The organism is Paracraurococcus ruber (genome assembly GCF_004353985.1).
Classification (GTDB): Bacteria; Pseudomonadota; Alphaproteobacteria; order Acetobacterales; family Acetobacteraceae; genus Paracraurococcus; species Paracraurococcus ruber.
In genome coordinates this window covers 1-14,334 of sequence record NZ_SMOA01000144.1, presented here as the reverse complement: position 1 = coordinate 14,334, position 14,334 = coordinate 1, and the positions used below count along the sequence as shown (strand labels likewise).

Annotated in this window: 8 protein-coding genes and 2 pseudogenes; 3 read left to right on the top strand and 7 right to left on the bottom strand. The window is 67.3% G+C overall.

What is annotated here, in order from left to right; genetic code table 11:
• Positions 1-256: 256 nt before the first annotated feature.
• From E2C05_RS20800 to E2C05_RS20780, 4 genes are all read right to left on the bottom strand, one after another.
• Entirely contained in the window at positions 257-508 is a 252-nt protein-coding gene (locus E2C05_RS20800) for a hypothetical protein (protein WP_133221574.1), read from the bottom strand.
• A 265-nt stretch (positions 509-773) separates the two neighbouring features.
• Entirely contained in the window at positions 774-3,986 is a 3,213-nt protein-coding gene (locus E2C05_RS33230; RefSeq protein WP_158292267.1) for a hypothetical protein, read from the bottom strand.
• A gap of 370 nt (positions 3,987-4,356) precedes the next feature.
• On the bottom strand, positions 4,357-4,926 hold the full coding sequence (locus E2C05_RS20785) for a GAF domain-containing protein (protein WP_133221572.1): 570 nt from the start codon (positions 4,924-4,926) through the stop codon (positions 4,357-4,359).
• Between the two features lie 149 nt (positions 4,927-5,075).
• Positions 5,076-5,630 (bottom strand): hypothetical protein, encoded by a 555-nt coding sequence (locus E2C05_RS20780; protein ID WP_133221571.1) that lies wholly within the window; start codon positions 5,628-5,630, stop codon positions 5,076-5,078.
• 304 nt (positions 5,631-5,934) lie between these two features.
• Here E2C05_RS20780 and E2C05_RS20775 point away from each other — a divergent pair, with 304 nt between their 5' ends.
• The 3 genes and pseudogenes from E2C05_RS20775 to E2C05_RS20765 all read left to right on the top strand — a co-directional run bounded on the left by E2C05_RS20775 (position 5,935) and on the right by E2C05_RS20765 (position 11,116).
• Positions 5,935-9,711 (top strand): PAS domain S-box protein, encoded by a 3,777-nt coding sequence (locus E2C05_RS20775; RefSeq protein WP_158292266.1) that lies wholly within the window; start codon positions 5,935-5,937, stop codon positions 9,709-9,711.
• Positions 9,708-10,316, top strand: a complete 609-nt coding sequence (locus tag E2C05_RS20770; protein WP_240046810.1) for a response regulator transcription factor — start codon at positions 9,708-9,710, stop codon at positions 10,314-10,316. Before E2C05_RS20775 ends, E2C05_RS20770 begins: the two co-directional genes overlap by 4 nt.
• 53 nt (positions 10,317-10,369) lie before the next feature.
• Positions 10,370-11,116, top strand: a pseudogene (locus E2C05_RS20765) (IS6 family transposase).
• Positions 11,117-11,285: 169 nt separating this feature from the next.
• On the opposite strand, the gene E2C05_RS20760 reads toward E2C05_RS20765, so the two are convergent.
• From E2C05_RS20760 to E2C05_RS20750, 3 genes and pseudogenes are all read right to left on the bottom strand, one after another.
• Positions 11,286-12,809, bottom strand: a complete 1,524-nt coding sequence (locus E2C05_RS20760; RefSeq protein ID WP_133221569.1) for a flavin-containing monooxygenase — start codon at positions 12,807-12,809, stop codon at positions 11,286-11,288.
• 739 nt (positions 12,810-13,548) lie between these two features.
• Positions 13,549-13,905 carry a UPF0149 family protein gene (locus E2C05_RS20755; protein ID WP_133221568.1) on the bottom strand — a complete coding sequence of 119 codons (357 nt, stop codon included), beginning with the start codon at positions 13,903-13,905 and terminating at the stop codon, positions 13,549-13,551.
• Positions 13,906-14,017: 112 nt separating this feature from the next.
• Positions 14,018-14,334 (bottom strand): annotated as a pseudogene (locus tag E2C05_RS20750) (site-specific integrase); the annotation flags it as partial.

Here is a 14,334-nt window from a genome sequence, read left to right as displayed (position 1 = left end):
CGCCTCGGATCAGCCCTGACCGCGCGCGGCGACGCGTCCCAGGCCCGCGAACTCGTCCTCCGCGTCCTCACCCACAACCTCATGATCCTCGCAGAGGCCGCATAAGCCTTTCAACAAAGCATTAGACGCTCTAAAACCTGGGTCCGCCTTCAACCGGCGACCGGGTCGGTTTCACTCCGGCGGGTACACCAGCAGAGTTCAAACAACGCAAGCCAAGCTTTCTCCGGTGAAACCGGAATGGTCAAATCTGCCCGCCTCATCTCATCGCAAATTTTTCATCTCCAATCCGCAGTCGTGGCTCAATCCTCTGCTCGGCTATGGTGAGCGGGGCGGTGGCGAACTCTACAAGCGTGAGGAGTGCTGACCGCAGGTCGTCCAACGACCGCGCCTCCGTCACCGCCGCGGTGAGTCTGTCACGCAGCGCCAGCCGCGTTGCTATGGCCAGAGAGCAGCCAAGCTCATCTGCTATCTCGAGCACTCGGGCTGTTTCAGCATCTACCCAATCCATGAATATCTCCTTCTCGGGTTTAACTTGACAGATTGACCACAAATCCGAGCATACCAAACACCGAATTCATCTTTGGTCCGTTGCAGTAATCTGTCCCGGTGTGCTCGACATCTCTCCAGCAGCTGCAGATTTTGGTAAGACTAGACTGTGTCCTTGATGATAGCAGCCTGCACACGATGACCATGGCAGATCGCAGACTTGGCTTAATCGCTTGAGCAGTGCCTATGGACTCATTCCTCCTCGCGACCACGAGGTTGGCACGGCCTCAACGTCCGTTGGCGGATCTGACACGAAGGCCTGCCGGATCGGTGAGATCGGAGGGTACGCTCATCTCAGCGCCAAAGGCTGAGGACGCACGCGCCGGCCTCATCATGACGACATTGCTGCGGTAAGCGGCGGCTGCGAGTTTGCGGTCTGTTGCGCCGAGCACGACAGGGTGGCTGCCGTCGGTTTGATCGTCGTGTACAGTTCCACGAGCACTGGTTACGGGGAGTTCCCCTGTTTTGCTGACCGCTTCCCGCGTTGTCTGCGCGGCTTGTCTGAGGAGCCCTAAACTGGTCTCCATGCTCCCATTCGTGGTCGGTATGCCGGAAGCAAAAGCGTCGCGCTGAGCCAGCATGGCTCGCAGGCGCTCAAGGTTTCCGTAGGTCACGGTGTCAGTCCCGCCTTCCGCCCCTGCTCCCGTGGATGACAGGTCCGCTCCGCTTGCGTCGCCGCTCTCGAGCATGGACAATCGTGAAAGGGCATCGTCTTCTTCTGCATTGAAGTAGTCCAAGGCGGCTCTGACGACACCCTTGGCGGCAAGGATGCGGGATTGTACCGCGTCCCATCCCGCGATCGCGCCCGCTGACTGGGTGCTGCCAGAAGCCGTCGCGGTCGCAGCCAGGGCCTGCTGCGCAGCAACCGCCGCGGCCTGCTTGGACGCGGCGTCGGAGGCGGCCGCCGTGGCGACCGCCGACTTGGCTGCCGCCGTGGTGGTGGCCTGCGCGAGCGCAGCCGCAGCAGCCGCGGCTGCAGCCTGAGCGGCTGTCGCCGCGGCAGCCTTTGCAGTAGCTGTCTGCGTCGCTGTAACCAAGGCAGCGTCAGGACCTGCGGCGGCCGCCTGTGCCGAGCTCAGCGATGTGGCCTTCGTGCTCAGGTTCGTGTTTGCGACTGTCAAAGCCGCATTCGCTGTGTCAGCTGCGGTCTGAGCCGCACCCAAGGCCGAGGTTGCGGTGGAGAGGTTCGCGTCTGCGGTGGCCTTGGCCGCACTTGCCGTGGCGGCACCATTCCCGGCAGCCGCGAGCGCGGACTGCTTGCTAGCCAGGGTTGCGTCGGCGGACGAAAGAGTGGCATTTGCTGTGGTCGAAGCAGCCTGTGCCGTGCCGAGCGCAGATTGTTTGCTGACCAGCGTGGCATTGGCGGTCGACAGGGTGGCGTTCGCGGTCGTGGCGGTGGCCTGCGCTGCGGTGGCCACCGACGCGGCCGTCGCGGCCGCTGTATTAGCGGCGGCTTCGGCTGCCACCGCAGCAGTCTCTGCCGCCAGGGTCGCGGCCGATGCTGTCGTGGCCAGACGAGCGCCAGGCGTGACCTTCAGCACCCCATCCGTACCGCTGGTGCTGACAGCATCAAAGGTGAGTTCGGCTCCGTTTGCCGATGCGGTGAGGCCGGAGATGGACTTGAACGCCTTGACGATCTCGGCAGCCTGGGTGCTGGCACTCGCGCCCAGCACTGAGCTGCTGATGGCGTAGGTCGGCGTGCCGTCCGACGATGTCGCGGAGCTGCCCGTGCTGCCGTCCATCACCTCGAGGCGGGCGTATTTGACGACGCCACCACTCCGATAAGCGACATCGAAGGTTGAGCCGAGCTGCAAAGCATTGGCGTTCAAGGTCGCGGAGACGTGCTGGCCCTGCGTTTGCAGAAGACTCAGAGGCAGCGCAATGCCCGAGACGGTGAACGCGCCATCAGCGTCGAACGCGATCGACGTCACCTTGGTGGGGTCGGTAACGTAGAACTCTAGCGCACCAGTGGATATCTTCCGAGCCTGAATGTAGTTGCTCTTCCAGGTGTTATCTGAGTTCACCTGCGCAAGAAGACTGTCGTTGCTCACACTGATAAAGAACGACTCTGACAGGCTCTTGCTTGTGCCGTTGTTGGTGAATTTGAGGGTGACAGACCCCAGACCAAACTGGGTGCCCACGTCGAAGACGTAGGACTGGTAGCCATCGCCGGTGTTCTTGAACACCGTCGAGATGCTCGGGGCCGCCGCGGTGATGGTGTTGGTCGCAGCCGCGACCGCAGCCGTGGCAGCTTGCCGTGTCGTGGTCGCTGCGGTGGCTGCGGCCGCGGCGGTGGTGCTCGCAGCCTGCGCCGCCGTGGCGTTGCTCTGGGCCGTGGCTGCCGCCGTGGCAGCGGCCGCCTGCGCTGACTGCGCCGCGGCGTAGTCGGATTGCGCGGTCGCCAGGGTCGCGGTCGCGGATGTGGCCGCCGCCGTGGCCGAGGCCTGAACTGCCTGTGCGGTCGCGTAGTCCGCCTGAGCCGTCGCCAACGCGCCGTTTGCAGAGGCCGCGGCGGAGGCCGTAGAGGTTTGCGCTGCCTGCGCCGTAGCGTAACTCGACTGTGCGGTGGCCAGTGCGCTATTCGCGGAGGCGGCCGCCGCGGCGGCGGAGGATTGTGTCGCCTGCGCCGCAGTATAGTCCGACTGCGCGACCTGCAATGCGGCATCCGGAGCCACAGCCGCTGTCGAGGCTGATTTCAGTGCGGTGGCTGCCGCATCGGCGTCCGCACTCGCCTGGGTCGCTGCGGCCGCATTCGCGGTTGCTGTCGTGCCCGCATCCTGGCGCGCAGCTTCAGCCGCGGCGGCATCAGCCTGGGCGGCCGACGCTGCGGCGGTTGCCGCATCGGCGGTAACCTGGGCGGCGCTCGCCGCTTGCGCAGCGGCGGCCTGGACCGCGGCCGTGCCTGCGTCCAGCACGGACAAGCCCTGCAGCATGGCGAGGCCACCGTCGGGTACCATCTCGAGAGAGCGGGAGGTCACGAGCCGGTCCGGGAGGCCGTCCTGGCTCGGCATCCACACGGATCCACCCGCCTTGAGTAGGTTGGTGCCGTTGTAGCCAGCCCCCGCCACGGTGTCGGAGAGCTGCGACAGCAAGCTGTCGACCGCCGCCTGGTCGCCGGCGCTTGCCACCCCGGCCCGTTTGATCCGGGTGACGCGGTCGGCGACGCGGTCGAGCAGCTCGGACATGTCCATGGCGCCTCGTCTCGCCGCGCGAGTGGCGCCCAAAGCATCCGAAACTACTCTGCGGAGCGAACCGGTCAGGTCGAAGGCAGCCTTGGCTGCCGGCCGGGGCGGATGCAGAACAGAGGACTGCCGCTGTACCGCGAGATGAATGAGGTCACCTCCAGGCCTCACCGTCTCCCGTTTGATGGCCTGATCGAGGCTGCGCAGCCCCTCCAGGGCCCCCATGGTGACCGCGTCAAGTCTCCAGCCGTACTCCACCTTACGTCTCCCCGTAAAACTACTTTGGGTTGCGTTAACGAGCGAGTGAATCTCTTATTTGATAAAAGGTAGGCGGGGTGTGCCTCGTTTCGTTCGGCAATTAGGTTACAGAGTCACGCTCGATCCGAAGGCGACCGACAGCTGAAAGGCTCGAAGACGGATGCCGGGGGGACGAAAAGCGCACGACAGCCCTATCGCGCGGGATTGGCTGATGTAGTTCGTCCCAGGCTCCATGCTTGGAGTCGTCCGTGAGGCTGGCTGGTAGGATGGCGAGCACACCGGACGCGTCGATTCAGCTCAAGCGTTGGTGGCTTGGCAGCATAGCGTCGGCGGACGCGTTTCTACGCGCAGCCGCTGCGGGCGCGTCTTGTCAGGACAGCATTCTGCGTGCCGTGTCGCTCGTCCTGGGCTGCGCCCCAGTCATCGCCATGAAGTAGCCCACCTTCGCCACCCGGCGGACCTCCAGCATCACGCTCACTGTCCGGGCCACGTCGAGCAACTTGGCACACTGCCTCTCGCCGATCCTGCGCGGAACGTGATCCATGACGCAGAGGGTGCCGATGCCGAGGCCTTCCTTGCTGATCAGCGGTGCCGCCGCGTAGAAGCGGATGCCCGACGCACCCGTGACCAGTGGGCTGTCGGCAAAGCGACTGTCGGTCGTGGCATCCTCGATGATCAGCATCTGATGCGGCTGCAGGATGGCGTGGGCGCAGGCTGCCTCGTCGAGGTGCGTCTGCACCGCGCAAAGCCCGTGCTTGGCCTTGAACCACTGGCGGTCGGCGTCGACGAAGGACGCCAGCGCGATTGGACTCTGTGTGACCTTCGCGGCGAGCTCCACCAACTCGTCAAACGCCGCCTCGGCCGCCGTGTCGAGGACACTGTAGGAGCGAAGGATCTGGAGACGCTTGGTTTCCAGGAACGGACTTGCAGCGCTGATCATCTTCTTATCCTCGACCGCCAAAGGCCGCCGTGCCGAGATTGCAACGTATTCATGGGGCGTTGGAGGCGTTCTGCCACCTTTGCAGGAGGTGCCTGCGAATGTCCTTCGGCCTAAAGCATTCCCCGACGCACAGCGATCCTGTAATTCTACTATTCGGCGATGCTAACTCGGTTCCACCGCTCAACACTGGTCAGCAGATCTTCGACCCTCCGCAGCGCATCCCGACCCCGAGCGGTCCGCTGCGCTTCCAGCGGCGCCATCGCCTGCAGCGCTCCGATCTGGACGGCGCAACTGGACACCCTCGCCTGCAGCATGGCCTCTGCGAGTTGGCCCATTTCGCGGTGCAGCACCGCGATTGCCGACTGGTCCGCAGGCTTGTCTGGTCCAGGAACGCGGTCTGCCAGCCCAACCGTGCCGTTTCGATGCTCGGGATCGAGGTTTGGCGCGCCAGATAGCCACTCCTGAGGCTGCGCTTGCCACGCACCATCCAAGTGGCGCCCTCCGGCCCGTTTGGAGCACAAGCCGCTTCGCTTCTCCTCCGCCGTGATCAGGGTGAGGATGCAGAGCAGTTCCGCCGGAGTCCGGCAGGCTCGCTTCGCCTCATGTAGCATCGGACGGCGCAGCGCCTGGAGCCGGTGGGCCACATCTGTCAGGCCCCAGCAGGCGAGCTCCTGCGCGATCCTGGCCATCTCACGGTAGAGCATGACGACGACCGGCGGCCCTGTGGGGCCTTGGCGGCCTAGCGGAATGTGCGGCATCTCGGGATGCGGCCGCGCCGGGATCTCCGGCGATAGCCCCTTTCGGTTGCTTTGCGACCCGTAGCAGCCAGGGCCTCACCGGCGCACCCTCGTAGATGAACGGGGAAGATTTCTGGGGGAGGCAGGCAGTATGCGGGGGCGCTGCCCCAGGCTCCCTGCCGGAGGCCATTCCTTGCCTAGCCCGTCCGCCACGCGCGGTGGCCAGCGCCTGCCCAGTCTGCGCCGCTACCTTGTCGTCCTGGTTCTCTGCGTGCTCCTGCCCCTCGCCCTCGGTAGCGCGGCAGCGACAGTGATTGCGCTTCGGGCCTATCGGCAGGGCTTCGAGCAGACGCTCCAGCACACGGCACACGCCATGGCGCTGGCGATGGATGCCGAGATTGAGCGCAGCAGGGCTGCGGCTGAGCTATTGGCCGCTGCGGTCGTTCGGCTCGATGATGGTGACGAGGCCCTGGTCGAACTGCATAGTCGTAGCCAGCTCCTGGGGACGCGCCTCGGCACGCGGTTCAGACTGCGTGGGCCGGCGCCGGACCGCGCGCTGCGCTTCGACAGCGACCTGCCCCTCGGCCAGACCCCCGCCATCCCGCCGCCAGCCGCGTTCCGACCGGCCGTGGAGACGGCGGAGGCTATCGGCCAGTCTGTACTGAGCACCGTCGACACGGTGTCGGAGGCCGATCCCGCGGTACACTTGGCGGTGCCACTGCGGCGGGAGGGCGTTGCTCTCGGCAGCATCGGGGCGGTGCTGAGCGCGGCGGGCCTCTCCCGCAAGCTGGCCGAGCACCGCGTGCCTGATGGCGTCATCGTGGCGCTCGTGGATGCGGAGGGCCGGATCGTCGCCCGGTCGACCGACGCTGGACGCTTCGTCGGACGCTCCGTGCCGGATCGGTACCTCCTGAGCATCGCGGACCGGGAGGGCGGGATTTACTCGGGCACGAACCTTGCGGGACAGCCGTCCATCTTAGCCTTCCAGCGCCTGCCGCGCACCCCGTCCTGGACGGTCGTGGCCTCCACCACCGAAGCGGCCTCGCGGGCCGCCTGGCAGCGCCCGCTGACCTACCTGCTGGCGGGCAGCGCCCTCGCACTGTTGCTCGCCATTCTCGGCGCCCGGCTCATGGCGAGCCGCCTGATCCGCCCCCTGGCGACGCTGGCAGCGCGGGCCAGGGACGTAGCCCGTGGTGAGACGGCAGACCTGGAGCGGACCGCCGAGCCGCTGCCCATCGCGGAATTCGAGTCGCTCCGACGCTCCGTCGAATGGGCAGCCAGCATGCTGCGCCGGCAAGCCGACCTGGCGGAGGAGGAGGGAGCGCTACTGCGCTCCGTCCTCGACGCCACGTCCGATGCTGTCTTCGTCAAGGATCTGGACGGCCGCTACGTGCTGGTCAACGGTGCGGCCGCAACGGTGCTCGACCGCCCGGGCGACAGCGTTCTGGGCCTGACCGATACAGAGCTCTGGCCAATGGTCGCAGAGCGCCTCACGGCCGAGGACCGGGCAGTCCTGAACGGTAAGGTGACCAGCACAACCGAGGAGTTTCTGCCCGTCGCGGCGAGTGGCACGCCGCGGATCTTCCAGACGACCAGGGCACCCTGGAGGGAGCTGGGCTCTGGCCGGGTGCTCGGCATCGTCGGCATCAGGCACGATGTCACCGAGGTGATGCGCACCAAGCAACGGCTTCGCCTGGCCCTGGAGGCCGCCGATCTCGGCACCTGGAGCTGGGAGGTCGGGCCGGATGGCGGCAGCCTCGAATGGGACAACCGCTGCCGGGCGTTGCATGGCCTGTCTGCCGAGGCGGCGGCGAACCGCGAGGTCTGGCCGGCCCTGCTCTGGTCCGAGGACCAGCCCCTGGTCAGGTCGACCATCTCAAGGGCGCTCGACCCCGCCGAGACGCGTGACGAGATCTGCTGCACCTACCGCGTGGATGCTCCCGACGGTCGAGCGCGGTGGCTCCGCATCGTCGGTCGCGCTTTCTTCGAGCCGGACCCACGGGTGCCGACCGGTCGTCTCCCGGTACGGATGATGGGCACCGTTCAGGATGTGACAGTTGCACAGGAGGTGGAGGCCGAGCGGATGCGGGCGGCGGCGGCACTGGCCGAAAGCGAGGCGCGGTTCCGCGACACCTTCGACCAGGCTGCGGTCGGCATCGCCCATGTCGGGCTCGACGGCTCCTGGCTGCGAGTGAATGGCCGGCTCTGCGCCATGCTCGGCTACTCCGAGGCGGAGCTCCTGGCACTCAGCTTCCAGGACATTACCCATCCCGACGACCTCGATGCCGACCTCGACAATGTTCGCCAAGTACTCGGCGGCGAGATCGCATCCTACAACATGGAAAAGCGCTACAGTCGCAAGGATGGCGCGGTGCTGTGGATTGAGCTCACCGTGTCATTGTGCCGTGACGCCGACGGCTCGCCACTGCACTTCATCTCAGTTGTTCAAGACATTGCTGGCCGGAAGGCTGCGGAGACGGCGCGATGGCAGAGCGAGGCGCGGCTGCGGTTGGCGACGACCGGGACCGGTATCGGCACCTGGGAGCTGGATCTGCTAGCCGGCAGGGGCCAATGGTCACCCGAGGCTGCCGCCCTGCTCGGCATAGACCATCTGGACGACACCGGAGAGAGCTGGGCCGAGAGCATCCACCCCGCAGACCGGGCGGGAGTGGCCGAGGCCTGGCGCCGGGCTGTGGAGAACGAAGCGCCATACGATGCAACCTTCCGCGCCGCCATGCCGGCGCCCGGGGGTAGCGAGCGATGGTTGATTTCCCGCGCCCGAATCGAGCGCGATCCGACGGGCCGGCCCCTGCGCGGCCTGGGCGTGCTGATCGACCTGACCGCGTCCAAGCAAGCCGAGGCGCAGTTGCGGCTGAGCGAGGCGCGCTTTCGCGCCCTGGTCGAGGCCTCAGCCGAGGTCGTTTGGACCTGCAACGTCGAGGGTTGCACCCGCGAGCCATCGCCGAGCTGGTGCGCCTTTACCGGGCAGACCCACGAGGAATGGCTTGGCTGGGGTTGGCAGGATGCCATCCATCCCGAGGATCGGGACCGAGTGGTCGACCGGTGGCGGGCGTGCATGACGCAGGGCACCGATTATGCCTACGAGTACCGCCTCCGCCACCGGGACGGCGGCTATCGCTGGACCGAGGCACGCGCCTGCCGGCTGCTCGACGCCGACGGACAGCTGCGCGGCTGGGTCGGGATGAATGCCGACATCACCGCGAGGCGTCTGGCCGAGGCGGACCGCCTCGCCAGCGAGGCGCGTCGGCATGAGGCAGAGCGAACACTGCAGCACATGGCGCGGCGGGTCACCATCGCCGCCATGGCCAGCGGCATTGCCCACGAGCTGAACCAGCCGCTCGGCGCGGCCAGCAACTACCTCGGCACCGCGGTGCGGTTGTTCGGCGATGCCGAGGGTCCGCCTCTCGATCCGGCTGGCCGCGCACGGATGACCCGCATGCTCGATCGGGCGGGATCGCAGATCCTGCGCGCCGGCAGCGTGCTGCAACGCCTCAGGGACTTCCTGAGCAGCCGCGAGCCTCAGCGCGCCGTCGAACCGGTCGCTGAGGTGGTTCGGGAAGCTGTCGAGATGGTGCTGCTGGGCACGCCGGAGGCCGGGCTGCAGACACCTGTCATCGTGACCGACCCGGCCACCGGCTTGGCCATGCTGGATCGGGTGCAGATTCAGCAGGTGGTGATCAACCTGGTGCGCAATGCGATTGAGGCCATGCGAGACCAGCCCGGACGCCACGAACAACGTCTCACGGTGAGCGTGGGCATGAATGCCAGCGGTCAGGCCGAGGTGTCGGTGACCGACACCGGCCCAGGCATGCCGCCCGAGAGCGCTGCCCGCCTGTTCGAGGCCTTCCACTCCAGCAAACCTGGGGGGATGGGTGTTGGGCTCTCGATCTGTCGCGCCATTGTCGAGGCGCATGGCGGGCGCATCACCGCCCGTACCGCCCCGGATGGCGGGATGATCTTTGCCTTTACCCTGCCGCGCCTCGCCGATGGCGAGGTGGCAGCCGAGCCCGTGGAGATGTCAGCGTGAGCGGTGTGCCTGGTCAGGTCGTCATCGTTGATGATGACGACGAGATGCGCGATTCGATTGCCTGCCTGCTGGCAACCGACGGCCGCAATGCCGCGGAGTATGCCAATGCCGAAGCCCTTCTCGCAGCCGGTGTGCCGAGTGGCACGACCTGCGTCTTGGTTGACATGCGGCTCGGCGAAGGCATGGACGGCATCACCCTGATCGAGCATCTGCGTCGCGCGGGAGACGTACCACCGGTGGTGGTCATCACCGGCCACGGCGATATCCCGCTCGCGGTCCGTGCCATGCAGGCGGGCGCCGTCGACTTCATCGAGAAACCCTTCGCGCCCGAGCGCTTGCTTGACGCAGTTGCTCAGGCCAGTATCCATCGATGCGGCGACCCCGCGCAGGCGCGTGCCCGCGAGCGGGTGAAGGCCTTGTCGCCGCGGGAGCGGCAGGTGCTGAAGGGCTTGGTTGAAGGCCACCCGAACAAGGTCGTCGCGCACGAACTCGGCCTGAGCACGCGCACCGTCGAGACCTATCGCGCCGCGATCATGGATAAGCTGGGCTGCCGTAGCTTCGCCGAGGCCGTGCGCTTGGCCATCACGGCAGGTCAGGACGGATGAGCCGCTGTGGCCTGCGGAAAGGCCGACAGGGGACATTGCCAACTTGACGGCTCCTGGCTTCGCCGAAGGAGACGGGTCAGGATAGCGGCACGACGCCCGAGCCCGCAACCTACCCCGGTTACCGCTTCCCGGCCGCGATTATCGGCTACGCCGTCTGGCTGTACCACGTCTTCGGCCTGAGCTTACGCGAGGTGGAGCTGATCCTGGCGGAGCGGGGCATCGGCGTGACCCACGAGAGCATCAGGCAGTGGTGCCGCAAGTTCCGCGCGGACTTCGCCCGCACGCTCCGTCAGCGGCGGCCCAAGCCGGGCGATACCTGGCACCTTGATGAGGTGTCCCCGAAGATTGGTGGCCAGCTGCACTATCTCTGGCGCGCCGTCGATCAGCACGGCGCGGTGCTTGACATCCTGGTGCAGGACCGCCGGACTGCCACGGTGGCGAAGCGCTTCTTCAAGCGCCTGCTCGTCGACATGAAGTACAAGCCCAAACGCCTTGTCACCGATGGCCTGCGCAGCTACGGGGTCGCGCACCGAGAGATGCTGCTCGAGGTGAAGCACCGAACGAGGCGTTACCTGAACAACCGCGCCGAAAACTCGCACCGGCCGACGGGGCGCCGAGAGCGACAGATGCAGCGGTTCAAGTCGACCGACCAGGCGCAGCGCTTTCTGTCGTCCCACTCGATGATCTAGGGCCACTTTCCTCCACGACGATGTCTGATGACCGCTGATCAATATCGGCGCGCTCGTGCCCGAGCCTTCCAGCTGTGGCGGAAGGAGACGCGCGTCCAGCTCGCAGCATGAAGGAGACGGCAGCCGTGACCGTGCTCGGGGCGAGCGTCGGCTCAACAACCTGACAATGCCAAAGCGCCTGCTACGGGAGGTCAGGATCGGGGCGGGCAGCAAGCCGAGGCGGCGGTTCGGGACGGTCCCGTCCGAAAGGCTGGCCCAGGCATGCCGCGGCGGCTGAGCGTCAGGCCGGGACTTGCTCCGGCTCAGGCACCGGCGGAGCCGCCGGCCGGGGTGGCGGTGCGGTCTCAAGCAGCCGTCCATAGACGGCGGGATCGAGCGGGAGCAGCCAGGCCGCAACCGGGTTCGCCGGGCGTGTGCGCGCGCCCATGTCGGCCAACAGTTGGGCAAAATGGCGATGGTGCCAGGGCGCAACGCAGAGGCCGCCATAACCGGCCGCAGCGGGCCGTTCAGACCGTCGCCAGGCCAGCGACCGCCCGATCTCCGCCTCCATCTCCGGCGCCGTAGGCTGGCGGGCGAGCATGCCGTCCCAGTAGCGCGCGAGCCAGCGCGCGCCGAGATCGGCCGAGAGCGTGGTGGCGAAGCTCGAGTTGAAGCCGACGAAGCCAAGGTTCGGCAGGCGCGGGTTGACGATCTGCCGGTAGAGGCGCCACGCCCCATCCGGTTCGACGAGAAGCGCGTGCTCCGGCTCCGCCAGGAAGGACAACTCCTGGTGCCAGCCGGTCGCAAGGATAACGAGGTCTGCGTCGATCTTCTCGCCGCCTGAGGCGACCACCCCGTCTTCCCTATAGCTTGCAATCGTGCCGCGCAGCGCGCGAATGCGGCCATCGGCAATCATGCGGTAGAAGCCCGGCGTCTCCACCCCAAGTGCGCAGTGGATCGTTTCCTCGATCTGCTCGGCCGGGCGCAAGCCGAGGTGCCGGAGGCCGAACTGCAGCGTCAGCAGCGCTTCCAGCGCGCGCCAGTTCGCCCAGGTCAGCGGCGCGAAGAGGCGCTGGGCTGCGCGCCGCGCCGGCGAAGCGTCGAAGGGGAGGAACATCGCCTCGGCAAGGCGCGTGTAAAGGATGCGTTTGAAGTTCAGCGCGCCGCCGAAGAAGTAGGGGATCTTCCAGGCAACGGCGCGGTGGATCAGCGCGACGGCGGCGGCACCCTGTTCAACGGCGTGGACCGCGACGTCCGTTGCACTCTTGGAGAAGCCGAGCACGGCGATCCGTCGGCCCGCCACGCGCGAGGCGTCCAAGTGCTCGGAGGAATGGAGGAGCGCTCCGCCTGCCGCGGTGAAGGCGTCCAGACCGGGAAAGACGGGCTTGTTCGGCCGGCTGAACTGGCCGGTGGCGACGACGACCCGGTCGAAGCGTTCCTCCGCGCCGACGCTGCCGCCGGGGTCGCGCAGCCGCGCCGTCCAGCCTTCCGTCCCACCGGCGACAGGCGTCAGCGCCTCCACCGCGGTCCCGAGGCGGATAAGCGGGCGCAGCCCGTACGCATCAGCGTAGCGCGACAGGTAGGCATGGACCTGCGCGCCGGAGGGCCATTCGGAATAATCGCGCGGCATGGGGAAGTCGGGGTAGGCGTAGATGTCGCGCGGGGTCTGCGTCTTCACGCCGGGGTAGGAGCGGGCCCGATCCCAGACACCGCCGAGGTCGTCCGCCTTCTCAACCACTGTCACGGCATGGCCATGGGCACGGAACGCCTTTGCCGCCGCGAGGCCGCTGATGCCCCCGCCGATGACGAGAACGGACCTGGTCATGGACGTTCACCCCTCCGCCGGATGGCAGGCATTGCCCGCGTCGCCCTGGACGGTGGTCCGACCACTTGGCCGGACGCAATCCGCTCCTCTCAGGGCCTGTCCGTGCTACGCGGACAAACGGTTCTGATGCAAGGTTTGTGGCTGAATGCCGGTAGCCACGACGATGGTCCACTCGGCCGCCCGCAACGGCGGCACCGTCCGCTGCGCCATGACCTCCTCCGCCGCGGCGACGAACTGCTCGGTGAGTACGGCGGAAAGAGACGCATGTCAGCGGGACCTGCTGGGCCCGAACAACCTCGAGCAGCAGGTCGAGCGGATCTTTCCAAGCTCTCGGCCGATCAGAAGTCCAGCCAGCCCAGCCCTGGGTCGCGCGCCTTTGAAAATCCGTGACCATGACCGGGTCGCCGGTAATGCGCTGGCGATGGTACAGCCAAGTCAGAATGTGGCAGGCTCAGCATGCCGGTGTCGGGCGCAACGTCGGCCCCGTCCCCAAAAGCAGAGCGCCCCTTTGTGCTGCGCACCATGCGCTGTCCAGCGCGCGGGTGCGCTGCGGCATCCAGAACTTCCGCAAGGCCGGGATGACGAGCGGGATGGCTCTCCAAGCTTCGCGCAGGAAGGCCGTCGTCCGCGGCCCTTTCCGCGGCCGCCCCAGCATGGGGTTCCCTTCTGCATCGAAGCACTGCAGCAGGATCGGGAACGGCAGCCCTTGGTCCGTTCGCCGCAGGTCGCGCAAAGGCGCTCAAGCGGCGTCGCGCAGCCGCATGGCCGCGAGGAAGCCCATGCACCAGGGCCCTGCCCGCACGCGCCCGTCCGCGCCATGTTCGAAGATTGGAGTGAGCCGGTCCGGCCTGGTCGAGAGCGTCTCGCCGATGGCGTTGAAGCGCTCCACGACGACCATGATGACCGCCAGGCCCTCGCCATGGACGGTGGCGATGTCGCCATGCAGCCCGAGCAGGTCGGCGAACATCTCCTCGGGCGGGACGTGACAGAGGCCGATCACCCTGGCGGTGAGATAGCCGTCGAGCACCGAGACGCTGCCGACGCGTGGCCGCGGCGTGATGCCAGCGAGCCACGGACCGAGGTCCTTGTGGCGCATGGCGGCCACGTCAGGCCATGCCCGATGACGGCGAGGGCGCCTCACGCGAGGTCCGAGACCGCGTCCGGCAGATCCGTCCCCTGCCCTGTCCGCCCATCGAGCATCGCGCGCCTCACAGCCCGAGCAGCTTGACCGGGCTCTCGGTCAGCAGCTTGGCGCGACGGACGTAGCCGCGCATGGTCCTGAGGTCGCGGTGGCGGGTATGGGCCATGATCTGCTCATCCCGCGCGCCCGCCTTGTACGCCTCGGTCACGAAGCCCGCCCGCAGCCCGTGCGCCGAGAGGCGTTCCAGGGAACCGATCGCCAGCCCCGCCGCCTCGGCGCGCCGCTTCAGGATGGTGCCGACCGCCTCGGGCGTGAGCGCCCGGCTCTCGATCGTCCCCCAGCGGTCCACCTTGCGGAACACCGGGCCGTAGCGGCAGTCGCTGG

Coding starts and splice junctions, on each gene's coding strand:
- E2C05_RS20800 (WP_133221574.1), bottom strand. CDS start 508: ATGGATTGGGTAGATGCTGAAACAGCCCGAGTGCTCGAGATAGCAGAT.
- E2C05_RS20785 (WP_133221572.1), bottom strand. CDS start 4,926: ATGATCAGCGCTGCAAGTCCGTTCCTGGAAACCAAGCGTCTCCAGATC.
- E2C05_RS20780 (WP_133221571.1), bottom strand. CDS start 5,630: ATGCTCTACCGTGAGATGGCCAGGATCGCGCAGGAGCTCGCCTGCTGG.
- E2C05_RS20760 (WP_133221569.1), bottom strand. CDS start 12,809: ATGACCAGGTCCGTTCTCGTCATCGGCGGGGGCATCAGCGGCCTCGCG.
- E2C05_RS20755 (WP_133221568.1), bottom strand. CDS start 13,905: ATGCGCCACAAGGACCTCGGTCCGTGGCTCGCTGGCATCACGCCGCGG.